The following is a 15,961-nucleotide window of genomic DNA, read 5'->3' on the forward strand; positions in this document are numbered from 1 at the left end:
AACGGAAGCATACGTCCAATACCGCAGCCTGCCAGCCGACGTATATCGCGCGGCGAACGGACAGGTGTGGCACATGTAGAAAAGCGCATGCTATCAGGCACTTCATCGCAGTAGAGCGCTGGAGAATAAGTCGGGCACTGCGTTTTCTGTTATAGACCGCGCGACGAGTGCGCACTCGCGCTATTCCCCCAGTTTCTCCGCCGCTTCCAGCCACTCGAGTTCGAGCTCGTCGATGCGTGCTTGGAAACCGGCTATCTCGTCTTGCTTCTCAGTGAGCGCCACGTAGTCGGATTGATCGACGCTTGCCATGGCCTCGCGCGTAGCGGCAATTTTACCGCGTAAGGTTTCCACCTTGCCTTCGTTTGACTGCATAAGCTTGCGCAGCGCACGCACTTCCCCACCTGACAAGCGCGGCGCACTTGCGACACCACCGGCATCGCGAGATGCGTTGCCCGCCGATGCGCCACCTGCCAGCGCGCCACCCGTAGCCGTGCTGCCCGCACCCGCGCCACCTGCCAGCGCGCCACCTGTAGCCGTGCCGCCCGCAGCCGCATGGCCCGCCGTGGTACCGCCGCTCGTTACAGCCCGCATGTCAGCCACAATGCTGAGGTATTCGTCCACGCCACCCGGCAAATGACGAATCTTACCCTGAAGCAAAGCGAACTGATGGTCGGTCACGCGCTCCATCAAGTAGCGATCGTGCGTGACAAGCAAAAGTGTTCCTGGCCAGCCGTCGAGCATGTCTTCCACAACGGCCAGCATGTCGACATCCATGTCGTTTCCCGGCTCGTCAAGCACAAGCACGTTCGGCTCGTCCAACAGAATAAGCATGAGCGCAAGCCGGCGTTTCTGGCCACCCGACAAGTCGCTCACCGGTTCGTTCAGATCGCCTTTCGTGAACCCCAGCCGCTCGAGTAACTGCGCGGGAGTCATTTCCTTGCCATCGAGCATCGTGCGTCTGCCATAGCGCGATATCACCTGACGAACGCGATCATCGCCGTATTTCGCCAGCTCATGAAGGTGTTGCGACAGCACCGCGAACCGCACCGTCTGGCCAATGCGCACCGTACCCTTAGTCGGCTGCTGCACGCCCTGAATGACGTTCAGTAGCGTGGTTTTGCCTGCGCCGTTTTCGCCAACGATACCGTAGCGGTCGCCCGGCCCGAGCGCCCAACTAACGTCGTCGAGCACCGTATGCGGCACGCCCGACGCGTCATTAAATGCAACCGTCACATTCTCAAGATCGACCACCTGCTTGCCCAGTCGCGCCACAGCCATCCTCTTCAGTTCAACAGGATTGCGCAGCTCGGGCACATCGGCAATGAGGGCACGGGCAGCGGCCACGTGGAACTTCGGCTTTGTTGCGCGCGCACGTGCCCCGCGCGACAGCCACGCAAGTTCGCGGCGAAGCTGATTTTGGCGCTTTTGCTCGGCAAGGTCGGCTAAGCGATCGCGCTCGACACGCTGCATGATGTAGGCAGAAAAGCCGCCTTCGAACGGCTCGATGCCACCGCCGTGCACCTCCCACATGCTCGTACACACTTCATCGAGAAACCACCGGTCATGTGTCACCACCAGCAGCGCTCCGCACCCCAGCCGCCACCGCCCTTTCAGATGCGCCGCAAGCCACGCGATGGCCCGCACATCCAAGTGATTTGTGGGCTCGTCAAGCATGAGCACGTCCCAGTCGCCAATGAGCAGGCGCGCGAGATCGACCCGACGGCGTTGCCCACCAGACAAATCGCCCACTCGTCCGTCCCATGGAATGTCGGACACCAGCCCAGCAATAATGTCGCGAATGCGCGGGCTGCCCGCCCACTCGTATTCCTGCAAGTTGCCCACAATGGCATGTTCGACGGTGTCATCGGCATGCAAAGAGTCGCTTTGCCCCAGCACGCCCACCGTCACGCCGCGCGTTCGAATGACGCGCCCTTCCTCGAAGCCCTCTTCAGGTTCGATCTGCCCTGCCAGCAACCTGAGCAGCGTCGACTTGCCATCACCATTGCGGCCAACAATGCCGATTCGCGCGCCCTCGTCTACACCGATCGAAACGTTGTCGAACACCCGCTTCGTCGGGAAGTCGATCCGAACTTTCTCACATCCCAGCAAAAACGCCATATTTTGTTTGCCCACCCTTCGAGCTGCCACATTCCTCACGCTAAACGAAGGCTCGCCACCAACTCGAGCAGCGAGCCTACAATCGTGCGCTTTCCGCACTTCATTGTGCGAGCGCCCTGTCCGCACGGGCGCAACGGACGCTTCGCTTCAGTTAAACGCCTGCTGGGTCTTCTCCAACCCGTCGGACACGATGGAAAGCGCCGCCTGTGCCCCCAGGTCACACGTGTGTTCGAACTCGTCTACCGCGTCCTTGCGCGGGCGCGACAGCACCCAGTCGACCACAGGCATGCGCCCCGGCGGACGCCCAATGCCGCACCGCACGCGGAACCAGTCGCGCGTGCCCAGCTTGTCGCAGATGCTGCGCAAGCCGTTGTGCCCCGCATGCCCGCCGCCGAACTTGCAGCGAATCGAACCCGGTTCAATGTCGAGCTCGTCATGAATGACAATCAGATGATCGGGAGCAACTTTGTAGGTTGCGCACAGCTGCTTCACCGGTCCACCCGACGTGTTCATGAAGCTTTGGGGCTTCGCGATCACGACGGGCACGCCGCGATGCGACCCTGCGGCCGTAAGCGCGCCGCATTCGGTTTTCCAATAGCGCGCGCCCACCTCGCCAGCAATGCGGTCGATCGCGTCGAACCCGGCGTTGTGCCGGGTGTGTGCGTACTCATCGCCCGGATTTCCCAGGCCAACGATTAGAAACATGCAGATAAACCTTTAATCGGTGTTTCCTTGGTTCGGGCCATATCGTCTAGTCGAACAAAACCGAAATCGAACCGCAATGGAAGATCGTATCGATGGTTTTCGCGAACAGCGGTGCCACCGACAACACCTTGATCTTGCCAGTCTGACGCTCAAGCGGCACGGGTACGGCGTTTGTAACCACCACTTCTTCGATACAGGAATTCGCGATGCGCTCGTATGCCGGGCCACTGAACAGGCCATGCGTGGCGCACGCGTACACTTGCGTTGCGCCCTTCGCCTTCAGCGTGCTGGCTGCGGCCACCAACGAACCCGCGGTGTCAATCATGTCGTCGTTTAAGATGCAGATTTTGCCAGCTACGTCGCCGATGAGCGCCGTAATTTCGGCTTGATTGTGCTTCGGACGATCCTTGTGCATGATGGCAAGATCGCAATCGAGCAGCGTGGAGAACTTCTTCGCAGCCTTTGCGCGACCCACGTCGGGAGACACCACGCACAACTTGCTGGCGTCAAGACCTTTGTTGGTGAAGTAGTCAACAAAAATAGGCATAGCCGTCATGTGGTTCACCGGTGAGTTGAAAAAGCCCTGAATGGCGTCTTGATGCAGGTCGATGGCAACAATGTTGTCCACACCGGCAGCGGTAAGCAGGTCGGCCACGAGCTTGGCTGTAATAGGTTCGCGTGGAGCGGCCTTGCGGTCTTGGCGGGCGTAACCATAGTGGGCAATAACAGCCGACACCGTACGAGCGGAAGCACGCTTGGCGGCATCAACCATAATCAGCAGCTCCATGAGCGCGTCGTTTACATCGTAGCCCGAACCGGCGCACACTGACTGAATGAGGAACACATCGGCCCCGCGCACGCTTTCCTGATAGCGCGCGTAGATTTCGCCATTAGCGAACTTCTCGTGCTTCACGTTGCCTAACGATATGTTCAGTTCCTTGGCAACCTGATGGGCAAGCTCGGGATTCACCGAACCCGAAAACAGCAGCATCTTCCTCTGATCATCCGCCATGGCACGCACTCCTTCATGTTGTGATTCAAGGCCGCCGCGCTGTATCGCGCAGCGGTGCCTATTCTACTACGGAAACCTATTCGCCCGCCTGCGAAGCGCGCTTCTTGTCAGCCCAACCGGGCACTTCAAGCTGATTGGAGCGCTCTACAGCAAGCGAACCCGCCTGAACGTCCTTCGTGATGGTTGAACCCGCGCCTACCACTGCGCCTGCCCCAATGGCAACCGGGGCAACCATCATGGTGTCGCTGCCAATAAAGGCGTCATCGCCAATAGTAGTTTGCCACTTGTTCTTGCCATCGTAGTTGCAGGTGATAGAGCCCGCGCCTACGTTCACGCCTTCTCCCATGATGGTGTCACCAATGTAGGAAAGATGCGGGACCTTGCTTCCCTTACCAATCGTGGATTTCTTAATTTCTACGTGCGTGCCAGCTTTCGCCCCTTCACAGAGGTGCGTACCCGGCCGCAAATAAGCGCGCGGACCGCACGTTGCAGCAGCATCTACGCGTGCTTGCACGGCAACCGTTTCATCCATTCGGCAGCACTGGCCGACAGTGGTATCGGTTAGGCGGGAATTGGGGCCAATCACGCTGCCGGAACCGACAGAGGTTCTTCCCAGCAAATACGTTTGCGGCAGCAGCTCAACGTCTTGACCGATTGTTACCTCGGGGCCAATCCACACCTGGTCGGGGTCCCACATAGTTACGCCCGATGCCATGTGACGTGCGTTAATGCGGCGTTGCATGATTTTGGTCGCCTCGGCTAGCTGCGCGCGCGAATTCACACCTAAGCACTCTTCGGCGGTTTCGGTGCGAAGAGCCATTACGGGACGCCCCGCAGTGCGGCAGATTTCCAGCACGTCGGTTAAGTACAACTCGCCTTGCGCGTTGTTATTTCCCACCCGAACGAGCGCCTCGAACAAATCGCGCGCATTGAAGCAGTAGAAGCCCGAATTGCACTCACGCACGGCAGCCTCTTCGGGCGTGGCGTCCTTCTGCTCTACAATGCGCAACACCTGGCCCGACTCATCGCGGATGATGCGGCCGTAGCCGAAGGGGTTTTCCAGTTCCATGGTAAGTGCCACCACAGCAGCGTCGTTTTCTTCGCACGTTTCCATAAGCCGAGAAATGGTGCCTGGCGTGATAAGCGGGCTGTCGCCTGAAAGCACCACCACAGGCGCTCCAACAAGAGCTGCGTGCGCGAGGGCATCTTTACACACCAGCACCGCGCCCGCCGTACCGTTGCGCTGCTGCTGCACCACCACGTGCGTGTCGTCGCACACCAGCGGCTCAACTTGCTCGCGCGCGTGCCCGACAACCGTAACCACACTTGCCGCGCCAGCTTCTTTCGCGGCATCAACTACCCATCTAACCAGGGGTTTTCCTAGTATTTCATGCGCCACTTTGGGCTTGTCGGATTTCATGCGCGTGCCAGCGCCGGCGGCCAGCACAATTGCAGCTGCAGCAGTTGCCATGAACGGTCTTCCTTTCGGAGCTTGCGGGCTTGCGACTTTTGTGAAGTATATCGCAAGCGCGCCTACGTTGTGCAGCATATTCAGCTGTGCTAAAATAACGGCCAGCGGAAAGCCTGCGGTTGTGGGCGGGCAGCACCGTTAGTTTGTTAGACCGCTAGACTACCATCTAGCGGTCCTTCTTTTCGGGCTCCCCCAGCGTCTTTACGAACCAATTCTACAAACCTGACACGGTATCAATGTTGCTTCCACACAAGCGCGCCTAGATGCGCTATGCTGTATATATTGTCGGATGCAGAGAAAGGGTTGCATCATGAGCATTATTGTTACTGGACGCAAGATGACCATCACCAACGCACTGCGTGCCTACGCCGAAGAGAAGATCGGCAACTCCATGAAGGTCATGGATATCGATCCACTCGACGCCGAAGTTGTGTTGCTTTCAGAGAAGAATCCTGCCAACCCCCGCCCCGCCGTATGCGAGGTTACCCTGCGCACTAAGGGTCATTTGATTCGCGTGCAGGAAAATGAAGAGGACATGTACGCCGCTATCGACGTTGCTGCTGCAAAAGTGCTCCGTCAGCTGCGCAAGTTCAAGACGCGTGTTATCGATCGTCGCACGCGTGCCGCCGCCGATGCGCCCGAAGTGAACGCTAACGGCGCCGAGCTCGACCTGGATGCTCTGATGGAAGAGCTTGCGCCTGCCGATGAGGTGGTACGCGTGAAGGAAATGGAGTTCGAGCCTCTTACCGAAGATGAGGCCCTGGTGAAGATTGAGCTTCTGGGCCACGATTTCTTCGCGTACACCGATCGCGATACCAACTTGGTAAACGTGTTGTACCGTCGCAACGACGGCGGCTACGGCCTGCTGAAGCAGAAATAACGCGCTGCTAATATGCGAGGGAGACCAGAAAAGGCCTCCCTCGCTGTCTTTTGCTTTCGTGGCACAAGCCGTAAAGTCGCCACGTAAGCTCACCTGAACCTTTCAATCTTCGCGAAAAAGGAGCGACAGCATGACAACCATCGAGCAGATTAAGGAGCTGCTGCAGGAGAACCTGAATATCGACCCCGAGCACGTGAGCGACGACTCCACGTTCGATTCCTTAGGCATCGACTCGCTTGACATGGTTGAGCTCATCTGCGAGCTGGAAGACCGCATGGACGTCGACTTCGGCGAGCCCGACGGCCTAGAAACCGTCGCTGACTTGGTTGCTTACGTCGACTCCCTGTAAAACGAAGCTGCGGGCTCGTGCACGCGCACCGTTTGCCAACGTGCCCGACTTGCCCTTCATGCCCCATGCACCAGATTCCTGAAATACACGAAACATCAGGCCGCTGGTCGTGGCGCAATGCGTGGCGTCATTTCTCTACCATCACGCGGCATCGGACACTCGTCATGCGGCACTGTTTCAAGGCGGGTCTCTACTGGCAAGGTCTCACGCACGATCTGTCAAAATACAGCCCCACCGAGTTCAAAATAGGTGTGCGGTATTATCAGGGAGACAAAAGTCCAAACGCCGCCGAGCGACACGACAAGGGCTACTCCGAAGCGTGGATGCATCACAAGGGGCGAAACAAGCATCATTTCGAGTACTGGATCGACCTACCCTGTAAGCGCGGCGCGGCACTGGAGGGCAAGCGAATGCCGCCGCGCTATTTGGTTGAGATGGTGTGCGATCGCATCGCCGCGAGCAAGGTGTACCAGGGCGACGCCTACACCGATCGCGCATCGCTTGACTACTTCACCATGGAGAAAACAAGCGCCGCATTCCTTATGCATCCCGAAACCAAGCGCGAGCTGGAGTTTTTGCTAACCATGGTAGCCAACGAAGGAGAAGACGCCGCCTTCCGCTACATGAAACACCACGTACTGGGAAAGTAGTACGTACTCCCAGCTGCTAAGCATTACGCTAAGGCTATCAGTTCGTGATCGATAGCTTGGCGAACAAACTCAGACCTCGACATTCCCGTTTCCTGCTACATTCGCTTCATTGCCACAGTGCGCGAGCGTGGGACTTTTACCGTTATCGAATCGAGTGGCTTATCTGAAATTTTGGGCCTTCCGTTGATGACCTCACCGAAGCGCATATGTGACCAATCAGCGCTCTCGTACTCATCAGCCCATGTATCCAATTGCTCTGCCGTCACACCAAATCTGTCGTATAGCTCTTTATTACTCATCTTCTGTCACCCCTTTCAGTGAACCCAAACCAACCAAAACTAACAATAGAAAGTGCTTAGCGGCTTCACAAGCATACAGCTAGATATCGATGGTATACTATAAACACGAAATCTGTTTGTAGTATATAAGGAGAGGAATATGAGGCTACTTTGGTTCTCATTCAACCATCTGAGAATGTTCGAAGAAGGTGTTTTTGAAGTTGACCTCTATGCGCAAGACAAAGTGTTTGATGGCGATGAAACCGTAACTGTTCTCAAGAAGCCAGTATACACAAGCAATGTTATCGCTTTCGCCGGCATCAATGCTTCGGGTAAATCAGTTGCCCTGCGTCTTTTCGACATGGCGCTATCCCTTACAGAAGGCCGATCAACAAACGAGTCACCTTACGTTCCCAAACTCTTGAGCGCGTTTGACTCGGCTCCTCGCATGCAAGCACTTCTGTGGGGAAAAGAGGGGCTGTTCGCCTTAGAAACGGAATTCCGTTTTGATGAAGCTTCTTCTTCCGACGGAGCCCCCATGCGTTTTGTCATAACCGAAGAAGCACTGATCAGAGTATCAGAGCTCCATGTGAAAAAAAGTGTTCTGTCATTGCCTTTCGACAAGCTTGTCTCCATGGGTAAAGAGGTCATGCGGCGCAGCACCCTTGATAGGCATCAGGCCCGCTTCCTAAAGGACGACGTTAGCATCATCTCGGCTTGGGAAGACGGCACCTCACGTCATACAGTACTTGGCGCATCGGGTTTCTCCCTTTCCCTTTACGAGGGATTCGACGGGCTCGATGAGGTTTTACGCACATTCGACTCCAGCATCGAACACCTCGAAGTGGAGGACGAGGGACGAGCCTTCAGCCTAAAGACAAGCATGATGAGCGAACCCAAAATACTGTCGAGAGAAGGGCTCACATCCGTTCTGTCATCAGGTACCGTAAAGGGCTTAATAGTCGTACAGCGCGCCATTGGCATCCTTAGAACGGGTGGCTTTTTATTGATTGACGAGATTGAAAATCACCTCAACCGACAACTTGTGAACGTTATCATCGACCTCTTCGCATCAGCAGAAACAAACCCACACGGTGCGACTATCGTGTTCACAACCCACTACCCCGAAGTGCTTGACCATGTGAGACGCAAGGACAACGTGTATTTTCTCACGCGATCTCGCGGGAGTCGCAGCGCGGTAGTGAAATACTCGAGTCGAGTCAAACGCATCGAGAACAAGAAGAGCGAAGTATTCGTCTCCAACTTTGTGACAGGTACCGCACCTCGATACGCCGAAGTGGCCGCACTGCGAGCGTATGCCATAAGATCGGTAGGCAAACAACATGGCAAGTAGATCGGTCTTCGACGAGAACTCTCATGTTGTTTTTGTTTGCGAGGGAACGTTTGAGGAAGTAGCTGTCAGAATCCTCGAGGATTCCGGAGCATTCGTTTTTCCCTCGGAGAACATCGTCGGCATCACAAGGTCACGGAAGGCAAAGGACGTAACAGCCGAGTTTTTGAATATGGATTACGACTGGCCTATAACAATTGTGAGAGTTCTTGACTCGAGGAAAGAGAGCTTCGAACTCGGTAAGCTCTACAGAGATAGATTTCCCGTCGTCAATGTACTAACACACCCTGAGATAGAAATGCTTATCGTTGCAAGAGAGGGTAAGTTTGCCGACTTCTCGAAGAGAAAGATGCGACCAAGCGACTATTGTAAGCAGGTTCTCGGTTTCAGCGGCGTCAAGAGCAGGAAGTTCCTGGAGCGCTATTGGAATTCTGATTCGCTTGCAGCTGCAGCTCGCGAATACAAACGTACAGCAAAGATCTCCAAAGACGAAGTATTCTTAGCCGATCTAATTAAGAACACTATTGGATAGGTGAGCACGCTCGCCGTACGACATAGGACTCTTTGACAAACTTTGTCACACCTACAGCGCCTGGGCTTGTGCGCGAAGGCGGGTGGCTAGGATGTTGAAAAGTACGCCACAGATGGCGAAGGCGAGTAGGTACACTTTGCCTACGGTTGTGGTAAGAATGGCCAGGAAATCGCCCATGAAAGGCACGGTGAGCACCACGTTTCCGTGGTAGTTGGCGTACGGCACGCGATCGAGGTCTTCGTTGGCATTGGCGTCGCCTTTGGTGGTGATTGCGCCTTCTACCACGTTGTTAGCGGTTGCGCGATGCACCACCTGGGTGTCCTCGCGCGCAAACGCAATGATGTCGCCGGCAACCACATCGGCAGCGTCTCCTGGCGCCACAAACACGGCGCTGCCCACCGGAATGGCCGGCTCCATAGAACCTGACTCAATGCGCAGAACTTGCATGCCAGCCACATTCGGCAAAACAGCGGGAAGAAGCAGCCCTATCACGCTTATGAGAATGAGTATGCCCGCGCAGTTACACACGGTGGCCGCAATGCGCTTACGACGCCGTCGCCTCTTCGACGCCGCAGATCGCCCAGTGCGGCTCTGTGGTGCTGTAGCACGCTCACTGCGGCCATCAGATGCCACAGCACGCCCATTACGGCCGCCAGACGCCGCAGCTTGGCTTCGGCGTCTTTTCGATGCTGCCAGTTTCACGCTATTCTTCTCGGATCGCACTCTGAGACCGCCTGCGAACAACAATGAAATACCACACGGCAGCGCCCACAGCCACAAGTGCTAAACAGATAGCGATTATGCCAACCGGCGATGTTAGCCCCTGAAGCACTTGCGACTTTCCTTGATCTTCGACGCGGGAAGCAAGCGGAACGTCGTTGTCGTCAATGGAATCAAGCTCACGGGGAGCACCGGCTAGTGGCACGCCGTCCGAAGAGATGTCGGCTGTAGGCGCCGGATTCTGCTCGACAGCACCCTCTTGGGCGTCCTGGGCATCTTGATCGGCCTGGTCAGCAGCAGCGTCTTGGCCTGCCCCGCCGGCCGCACCCGCAGCGCCACCAGCTGCCCCACCGGCAGCACCGCCAGCACCTGCGCCAGACTCAACCGGCGAATACACGAACACGAACGCGTTACTGGATTCATCCTCAGTAAGGGTGCCTGTCAGATTGTACGCCTGGGGCCTGTATCCTTCGATGTAGCGGTACGCCACCACCGGGCGGTCTCCAACGTTGCCCTCAAAGGTTTGCGAGGGAGCAAGCTCGCGCCCGCTTTCGTCCACATAGCTTACCGTGTAGTGCGTAACCGAACCCTTCATACCATAGACGACCACTAAGTCGATGTCTTGGTTAACCACAAACGACGAGGTATTCACCACGGCTTGCGCCGTGTCGTTTTGACGTCCGGCGATCTTGATACCCTTTACGTAGTATTTGCTGCTGTCAGCAACGTTTACAACGTACTCCTTGCCACCATAAGGCCAACGCTCTCCCGCGGGTATACCCTGCCACACCTCACATTCCTTGCCGTTAACCGTACCCTGATTACCGGCGAATAGGCGCACCGTGTAGGTGTAGTTCTCGTTTTTGCTATTGGTAGTGTCATCGGCAGCATAAGCAGTACCGGGGCACAGCACCACACATAACGCCAACGTTGCAAATAGTGATGCAACCGCCGCCATAAAAACAGCCGTCATGGTGTTTGAACGAACGCGACCAGAATCGGCGGTTATGCATGCATTGGCCACCTGCGTGCCAACGCTGCGAATGCCAACGGTGTCTTGTGCGCCTGTAGCCACCTGAACGCCAACAGTGTTCGCGCTTGTAACCCTAACGCCTTGCATGCTTGCCGTCCTTTCCCGCTGCTCGTCCGGCAACTCCCCTCGCTGCCTTACCCGCAGGTACCCCAGTGACATCCCCCGCTGCCTCTTGCTCGCGCCTCAAACGTCGCCCGAGCAGCGCCAACAGCAGTAACACCGCGCCACCTGCGGCCACTAGGGCAAACAACAGCAGCTTGCCCAATTGATCGCCCGTTTGCGGAAGCGATGAACCAATTGGACCACCCGGAGCCGGTGATCCCGGCGACTCGGGCGTGAGCTCTACCGCGAAGTTCATCTTGATGTCGGCCAGCGTGTCTTGGTAGGCATTGTTGTTCGTTTCGCCATCAAGGGAAACCTGCAGCGTAACCAGGCCCTGCTCGCCCGACTTCAGTGTGTCTAGGTACAGAAAGTCTTCAAGCGAGCTAGTGGCTTCATTTAAGCCCTCGCCCGACGAACCATATTCGTCGCCACCAACTTCATCGCTGTTGAACAGAGTTTTCTCCTGACCGGACGGCCCCTTATACGTAAGCACGTAGCCATAGCCAGAGCTATGTGCCACTTTTACCGATTCTTCGAGCGAGCGTATTACCTCGTTGGTCATGTACCAATCGGTGGTGGCGGCATGCTCGTTTTTGATGGTCACAGCCACAGTGCTCACGTCACCCGGCTGCATGTCGGACACCGCATCGGTGAAGTTCATGTTCTCAGGTGAATGCACCATCTGCTTATCGGGCGTAAAGGTTACCATCCAGTCGGTGCGACCTTGGTATTCATCGGCACATGCCGCGCCCGGCACCAAAACAACCGCCATACAAACCGCGCAAAAGGCCAACACTGCCGCCAGAAGACCCGTCACCGCACTCGCACGCCCACGAACACCCCGCGCGCCCATTGCTTCTGTGTATCCCATAGTCACAGCCTCCTTACGCCAGGCTTAAGCGATCGCCGGACACTACCACGTTTGCGCCCCACGCGCTTTTTGCGGCGTCTTCGGCGTTGTGGTCTTGCACCGCCTCTACGCAGGCTTCCACGCAGAAGGTTAGGCCGTCGTAATCGTAGGTAGTGGTGATAACGGTGCCATCGCCAGTTGTGCTTTCGGTTTGAGTGACACGGTTACTCACCGCTTTGTTTATGGTTAGCGTATCGGCGAACTCGGACGTTACTCGCGCAGGTTCAAGCAGGTGTGAGTAGTACAGCACCGTGCGCTCAGGAGTGGAAGCTTCCTCGTCCAAAAGCCAGTCGCCACCAATGTTCTTAAGGTTCAAATCGATCAAGCTAGGGGAAACGTCGGTGCGCTTATTGCCTTGTTCATCCACCCAGTACTTTGTAACGGTCACACGCACGAACTGGTTGATAGTACCTGTGTTTTGCACTGTAAGACGCTCGTCGTAGGAAACGCCAGGTTTCAGGCGTTCGTCAGAGTCAAGCATGTGCTCAAGCAGGCGGCCTTCGGCACCGCGATACACATACACGTAGTCGCTCTCGGATTCCTCGTTACCCGGCTGAACAAACGGCACTTCATCGGGCAGCTGCGTGTTTGTTTCGTCCCAATTGTTTTCGGAAATGTAGTCGCGCCAAGCCACGCGCGTGCCATTTTCAAGCAGCGTAACGCCGATGTTTTGCATCTCGACATGGGTTACGTAGTCCTCAGAGAAATACGTAAGCGCCGCCTGAGCCGAACCTACCCCGCCTATGCAGAGCAGCACCACCGCCGTTGCGAACAGCGCTAAGGTAACCTTCTGCTTGGCGAGAACGAATTTTGCGCGCTCCATTAGCGATCGCCTCCCTCAGACACATCATCCGCATTGCCGCTCTCAAGCTTTACGGACCAGTCGGCAGCCTCAGGCTCCACCACCGCTGTGCCGTCAGCCTGATACTGCACGGGTGTTGTCTCGTAAACCACCACCACGTTGAATGCGTCACCCAGCTGCGGTGCCTCCCCCGTAGTTGAATCAGACACAGGAACATCGCGAATTATCAAGTCGAGCGGCGGCGTGGTTGCGCCGGGGTCTAACACGCCTTTGTTGCCTTTGTAGTAGTAATACCCATCGCCAGCTTGACTCCAGTTGGTTGCACCGCCGGGCTCGCTGTATTCGATTGCGTAGTCGCTGGGGCCATAGGCCGCCACACGCACGTATACCGGCTCGCTGGATGCGGCATCACTTTTTATGGTGACCGTCTTTGTCCAATTCGCGAATGTCTCTTCCACCGTGGTGTCGTCACCCAGTTCCAACGTGTAGCCACCCTTTGCCTGGCAGTACGTGGTGAAGTACGCACTCGCCGCACCAATGCCCGCAACCGCAATGCATACCACGGCCAGCGCGAACAGCGCCGACGCCCAGGTGTTGTGTGCCTTGCTGCGAACTTGCTCGCCTGCTTGTTCATACGATAACGCCATCACAACTCCCCCTTCCCGCTAGTTCCCCGATGATTCAGCGCCATGGCTGTAGGTGGGAGCAAGCACCCAACCGTTGGTGCCGCTTGCGTCTTTGTCGTAGGTAAAGCTGTTGGTTACCGACCCACCGTGAACCTTGGTGTTGCCAGTAGTGTTTTCGAAGCTGACATGCGCCACCGCGTCGGCCTCAATGACTGCCGTTTTCTCAGAAGCGCCCACCACCGTGTACGACGCACCCGAATACACCTCGCGCACCACTACGTTGGCGCCTACCGGTATCTTGTTTTCAATGAGCACGCTTTTGCTGCCCGGCTGGTTGAACACGATGGAAACCACGTCGTCGTACACCTTGTTACCGCTTGCGTCGGTAGCCTGCACGCTAAACACGAACGTGGCAGCATTATCAACGGCGGTACCGTCGGTTTCGAAACGGTCGAGCGTCTTTGTTATTTCAAGCGAACCCATGCGCGGTTTCACCTGCGGCTTCAACAGCGTATCGGCGTCGTAGAGCCAATCGGTTCCACTAGCTGTGGTAAGGGGCTGACCTGCGGCCGCTTCGTGCGTGGGAAGCGACATAAGCACCGGTTCGAACGCGCATTCCTTAAGCTGCGAATACGCCACCGTGGCCGTTCTGCCGTCCTCGAGCGTTGTTGTGTAGTCAGCTGCAGAAAGATTGGCTCCGTGCGCTACCAGCAAGTACAAGCCACTGGCAAGCTGCGGGAAGTTGGCCTCACACGTTGCATTTTCGCCCCCTGCCGCATTCATGGTGGCGTGGGGCGCGTCTTCGAGCGTGGGGTTAGACGAACCCAGGTCGGCAAGCACAGCAGACAAGGCCGCTTGCGCAAAATCCTGTGATGCCCGCGTGGCCGCAGCGCTGTCGCCCGAGGCCATGGCGTCGTTCAGTGCCGCAACGTCAAGGCTTGCGAAAGGCCCTTCTTCCACCGACTCATAGGTGTAAGTGTCATAACCTGGCGTTTGCACCGCGTGTGCCACCAGGTAGGCGTCCACCTGAATGCCACCGTCGTTGCTGGCAAAGGATTCGGCATCTTCCAAGGCGGCTTCCACCTTCAGGTTGCTGTTCTTGGACAGGTCCAAGCTGGGCTGCGCTGCAGACGCTAAGCCCGCCGCAGCAAGCAAGCACAGCACTAACAAAGCCGCGGCCGCTAAAAACGCAAGCCACCTGCCTTTCCGTGTGGCAGCAGAAACGTTACCGTTCATGGTGTTCCCTCCTTGCGTCGGGGTTATTAACGTCAGAATCGTCACCGTTAGAGTTGTTGGCGGGCGCAGTAGAAGCCGCTTCATGTGCGCGATGCACATCAGTTGCCGTCAGTCCATCGGGCGCGATAGACACCGCGCGCTTGTCTTCTTCGGTCAGGCGCACAGGCTTGCGCCGACTTGCCACCAGAAGGCCAATAAGCGCCAGAAGCAAAATGGGCACAGCCACGGCGGGTGCCATGATATGGATAGGCACGCGTCGCGCGTCGCTTTCACCAATCAGGTCTTCAGGAATGCCATCCACCCTATGCCCGCGCACCAGCAGACGGTGCGAGTTCACGCCATAGGGCGTGCACGTTTGCAAGGTGGCGTACTCAATGCCGTCCTGGGCCATAAGGCCGTCAATTTGCGTGGGCTCCACAATAAGCACCTGGTCAACCTGGTAGGTCAGCTCGGTGTCCAAAACGGTAATGCTGAAGTAATCGCCTTCGTGGATCTCGTCCAAATAGGTGAACAGCACCGCCGAGGGAAGGCCGCGATGCGCCGACACCACCGGGTGCGTGCCCACATCACCCGTGGGAAGGTGCGATCCCTCCAAGTGCCCCGCCGATGTTTGCAATGTACCCTCTTCGGTGCCGTGGTAGATGGGCAAATGAACGTCAATCTTCTCGACGGTAACATAGCCAATAATCCCGTTGCCCGTTACGTTCAGAGCCTGTTCATACTCGTTGTGGATGCTGGGCGCTTCAATGAAGCGATCGGTGAACGTGTCCAGATGCGCATTGTATTCCCGCGCCTGTGCGAAGATGGCCGCGCGTTCCTCGTCGGTCATGGCAGCCACGGCTTCCTGATAGGCGGCGATGGCACGCGAGGCGTGCATCGAATTCCACCAATCGCTGACTGCTGGATAACAAAAAATGCCAATGCCCGCAATAAGCATAAGCGCAATGATGACGCTGGAAAGCGACACGCGCCGCTTCTTCTTGGGAGGCGTGGCCTTAGGGTCAGAAGCGGATGCACCAGAAGCCGCGTCGTCGAAAACGGACGCATTTGGGTCCGCTTTGCCAGATGCGCGTGCAGCAGAACGTGCGCTTTTGCGAGCGCGCGCGGCGGGCGCAGCGGCAGGTGCCTTGGCAGCAGAAGCCGAGGCGTTCTGAGCATCAGGCGCAGAAACGGACGCAGGCGCGTC

The 15,961-nt window shown here is 56.9% G+C and carries 18 protein-coding genes and 1 pseudogene; 6 read left to right on the forward strand and 13 right to left on the reverse strand.

Annotated features, from left to right (window positions below):
- Positions 1 to 180: 180 nt before the first annotated feature.
- The 4 genes from G7Y44_RS04670 to glmU form a co-directional block, all read right to left on the reverse strand.
- Positions 181 to 2,118: an ABC-F family ATP-binding cassette domain-containing protein gene (locus G7Y44_RS04670; RefSeq protein WP_165247965.1), complete on the reverse strand. Its 1,938-nt coding sequence runs from the start codon at positions 2,116 to 2,118 to the stop codon at positions 181 to 183.
- A 147-nt stretch (positions 2,119 to 2,265) separates the two neighbouring features.
- Entirely contained in the window at positions 2,266 to 2,823 is a 558-nt protein-coding gene (gene pth / locus G7Y44_RS04675) for an aminoacyl-tRNA hydrolase (RefSeq protein WP_165247967.1), read from the reverse strand.
- 46 nt (positions 2,824 to 2,869) lie between these two features.
- A complete protein-coding gene (locus G7Y44_RS04680; protein ID WP_165043904.1) occupies positions 2,870 to 3,835 on the reverse strand; it encodes a ribose-phosphate diphosphokinase in 966 nt (321 codons plus the stop codon).
- 76 nt (positions 3,836 to 3,911) lie between these two features.
- Positions 3,912 to 5,306, reverse strand: coding sequence for a bifunctional UDP-N-acetylglucosamine diphosphorylase/glucosamine-1-phosphate N-acetyltransferase GlmU (glmU, locus tag G7Y44_RS04685; protein WP_165247969.1), 1,395 nt, complete (start codon positions 5,304 to 5,306; stop codon positions 3,912 to 3,914).
- A gap of 310 nt (positions 5,307 to 5,616) precedes the next feature.
- Here glmU and hpf point away from each other — a divergent pair, with 310 nt between their 5' ends.
- The 3 genes from hpf to G7Y44_RS04700 all read left to right on the forward strand — a co-directional run bounded on the left by hpf (position 5,617) and on the right by G7Y44_RS04700 (position 7,185).
- Complete coding sequence (gene hpf, locus G7Y44_RS04690; RefSeq protein ID WP_165247971.1) at positions 5,617 to 6,186, forward strand: ribosome hibernation-promoting factor, HPF/YfiA family; 570 nt, start codon at positions 5,617 to 5,619, stop codon at positions 6,184 to 6,186.
- A 130-nt stretch (positions 6,187 to 6,316) separates the two neighbouring features.
- Complete coding sequence (locus G7Y44_RS04695) at positions 6,317 to 6,535, forward strand: acyl carrier protein (protein ID WP_165247973.1); 219 nt, start codon at positions 6,317 to 6,319, stop codon at positions 6,533 to 6,535.
- A gap of 65 nt (positions 6,536 to 6,600) precedes the next feature.
- Positions 6,601 to 7,185, forward strand: coding sequence for a DUF5662 family protein (locus G7Y44_RS04700; RefSeq protein WP_165247975.1), 585 nt, complete (start codon positions 6,601 to 6,603; stop codon positions 7,183 to 7,185).
- 23 nt (positions 7,186 to 7,208) lie between these two features.
- On the opposite strand, the pseudogene G7Y44_RS10545 reads toward G7Y44_RS04700, so the two are convergent.
- Together G7Y44_RS10545 and G7Y44_RS04710 are read right to left on the reverse strand one after the other, a co-directional pair.
- A pseudogene (locus tag G7Y44_RS10545) lies at positions 7,209 to 7,277 on the reverse strand (ribbon-helix-helix protein, CopG family); the annotation flags it as partial.
- 3 nt (positions 7,278 to 7,280) lie between these two features.
- Positions 7,281 to 7,484 (reverse strand): hypothetical protein, encoded by a 204-nt coding sequence (locus G7Y44_RS04710; protein WP_165247977.1) that lies wholly within the window; start codon positions 7,482 to 7,484, stop codon positions 7,281 to 7,283.
- A 139-nt stretch (positions 7,485 to 7,623) separates the two neighbouring features.
- On the opposite strand from G7Y44_RS04710, the gene G7Y44_RS04715 reads away from it, so the two are divergent.
- Both G7Y44_RS04715 and G7Y44_RS04720 read left to right on the forward strand, forming a co-directional pair.
- On the forward strand, positions 7,624 to 8,817 hold the full coding sequence (locus G7Y44_RS04715) for an AAA family ATPase (RefSeq protein WP_165247979.1): 1,194 nt from the start codon (positions 7,624 to 7,626) through the stop codon (positions 8,815 to 8,817).
- Positions 8,807 to 9,346, forward strand: a complete 540-nt coding sequence (locus G7Y44_RS04720; RefSeq protein ID WP_165247981.1) for a hypothetical protein — start codon at positions 8,807 to 8,809, stop codon at positions 9,344 to 9,346. The genes G7Y44_RS04715 and G7Y44_RS04720 overlap by 11 nt, the downstream gene beginning before the upstream one ends.
- Before the next feature lie 51 nt (positions 9,347 to 9,397).
- Here the strand turns inward: G7Y44_RS04720 and G7Y44_RS04725 are convergent, their stop codons facing one another.
- From G7Y44_RS04725 to G7Y44_RS04755, 7 genes are read right to left on the reverse strand one after another with little or no spacing between them, the layout of a single operon-like run.
- Positions 9,398 to 10,048 carry a signal peptidase I gene (locus tag G7Y44_RS04725; RefSeq protein ID WP_165247983.1) on the reverse strand — a complete coding sequence of 217 codons (651 nt, stop codon included), beginning with the start codon at positions 10,046 to 10,048 and terminating at the stop codon, positions 9,398 to 9,400.
- A 1-nt stretch (position 10,049) separates the two neighbouring features.
- Positions 10,050 to 11,186 (reverse strand): MucBP domain-containing protein, encoded by a 1,137-nt coding sequence (locus G7Y44_RS04730; RefSeq protein WP_165247985.1) that lies wholly within the window; start codon positions 11,184 to 11,186, stop codon positions 10,050 to 10,052.
- Positions 11,173 to 12,072, reverse strand: a complete 900-nt coding sequence (locus G7Y44_RS04735; RefSeq protein ID WP_165247987.1) for a hypothetical protein — start codon at positions 12,070 to 12,072, stop codon at positions 11,173 to 11,175. Before G7Y44_RS04735 ends, G7Y44_RS04730 begins: the two co-directional genes overlap by 14 nt.
- A 13-nt stretch (positions 12,073 to 12,085) precedes the next feature.
- Complete coding sequence (locus tag G7Y44_RS04740; protein ID WP_165247989.1) at positions 12,086 to 12,934, reverse strand: hypothetical protein; 849 nt, start codon at positions 12,932 to 12,934, stop codon at positions 12,086 to 12,088.
- On the reverse strand, positions 12,934 to 13,560 hold the full coding sequence (locus tag G7Y44_RS04745) for a hypothetical protein (protein ID WP_165247991.1): 627 nt from the start codon (positions 13,558 to 13,560) through the stop codon (positions 12,934 to 12,936). The genes G7Y44_RS04740 and G7Y44_RS04745 overlap by 1 nt, the downstream gene beginning before the upstream one ends.
- A gap of 18 nt (positions 13,561 to 13,578) precedes the next feature.
- A complete protein-coding gene (locus tag G7Y44_RS04750; RefSeq protein ID WP_165247993.1) occupies positions 13,579 to 14,775 on the reverse strand; it encodes a DUF5979 domain-containing protein in 1,197 nt (398 codons plus the stop codon).
- The gene (locus G7Y44_RS04755; protein WP_165247995.1) at positions 14,765 to 15,742 is read right to left on the reverse strand and encodes a class C sortase; all 978 of its coding nucleotides are present in this window, start codon (positions 15,740 to 15,742) and stop codon (positions 14,765 to 14,767) included. Before G7Y44_RS04755 ends, G7Y44_RS04750 begins: the two co-directional genes overlap by 11 nt.
- Between G7Y44_RS04755 and G7Y44_RS04760 the strand changes: the two genes are divergently transcribed.
- Positions 15,720 to 15,929, forward strand: a complete 210-nt coding sequence (locus G7Y44_RS04760) for a hypothetical protein (RefSeq protein WP_165247997.1) — start codon at positions 15,720 to 15,722, stop codon at positions 15,927 to 15,929. The genes G7Y44_RS04755 and G7Y44_RS04760 overlap by 23 nt on opposite strands.
- The last annotated feature ends 32 nt before the right edge of the window (positions 15,930 to 15,961 follow it).

Source organism: Adlercreutzia sp. ZJ141 (genome assembly GCF_011038965.1).
Classification (GTDB): domain Bacteria; phylum Actinomycetota; class Coriobacteriia; order Coriobacteriales; family Eggerthellaceae; genus ZJ141.

Bases quoted from the DNA above. Each gene is read 5' to 3' on its own strand.
- G7Y44_RS04670 (WP_165247965.1), bottom strand. From the start codon at position 2,118: ATGGCGTTTTTGCTGGGATGTGAGAAAGTTCGGATCGACTTCCCGACG.
- pth (WP_165247967.1), bottom strand. From the start codon at position 2,823: ATGTTTCTAATCGTTGGCCTGGGAAATCCGGGCGATGAGTACGCACAC.
- G7Y44_RS04680 (WP_165043904.1), bottom strand. From the start codon at position 3,835: ATGGCGGATGATCAGAGGAAGATGCTGCTGTTTTCGGGTTCGGTGAAT.
- glmU (WP_165247969.1), bottom strand. From the start codon at position 5,306: ATGGCAACTGCTGCAGCTGCAATTGTGCTGGCCGCCGGCGCTGGCACG.
- hpf (WP_165247971.1), top strand. From the start codon at position 5,617: ATGAGCATTATTGTTACTGGACGCAAGATGACCATCACCAACGCACTG.
- G7Y44_RS04695 (WP_165247973.1), top strand. From the start codon at position 6,317: ATGACAACCATCGAGCAGATTAAGGAGCTGCTGCAGGAGAACCTGAAT.
- G7Y44_RS04700 (WP_165247975.1), top strand. From the start codon at position 6,601: ATGCACCAGATTCCTGAAATACACGAAACATCAGGCCGCTGGTCGTGG.
- G7Y44_RS04710 (WP_165247977.1), bottom strand. From the start codon at position 7,484: ATGAGTAATAAAGAGCTATACGACAGATTTGGTGTGACGGCAGAGCAA.
- G7Y44_RS04715 (WP_165247979.1), top strand. From the start codon at position 7,624: ATGAGGCTACTTTGGTTCTCATTCAACCATCTGAGAATGTTCGAAGAA.
- G7Y44_RS04720 (WP_165247981.1), top strand. From the start codon at position 8,807: ATGGCAAGTAGATCGGTCTTCGACGAGAACTCTCATGTTGTTTTTGTT.
- G7Y44_RS04730 (WP_165247985.1), bottom strand. From the start codon at position 11,186: ATGCAAGGCGTTAGGGTTACAAGCGCGAACACTGTTGGCGTTCAGGTG.
- G7Y44_RS04735 (WP_165247987.1), bottom strand. From the start codon at position 12,072: ATGGGATACACAGAAGCAATGGGCGCGCGGGGTGTTCGTGGGCGTGCG.
- G7Y44_RS04740 (WP_165247989.1), bottom strand. From the start codon at position 12,934: ATGGAGCGCGCAAAATTCGTTCTCGCCAAGCAGAAGGTTACCTTAGCG.
- G7Y44_RS04745 (WP_165247991.1), bottom strand. From the start codon at position 13,560: ATGGCGTTATCGTATGAACAAGCAGGCGAGCAAGTTCGCAGCAAGGCA.
- G7Y44_RS04750 (WP_165247993.1), bottom strand. From the start codon at position 14,775: ATGAACGGTAACGTTTCTGCTGCCACACGGAAAGGCAGGTGGCTTGCG.
- G7Y44_RS04760 (WP_165247997.1), top strand. From the start codon at position 15,720: ATGATGACGCTGGAAAGCGACACGCGCCGCTTCTTCTTGGGAGGCGTG.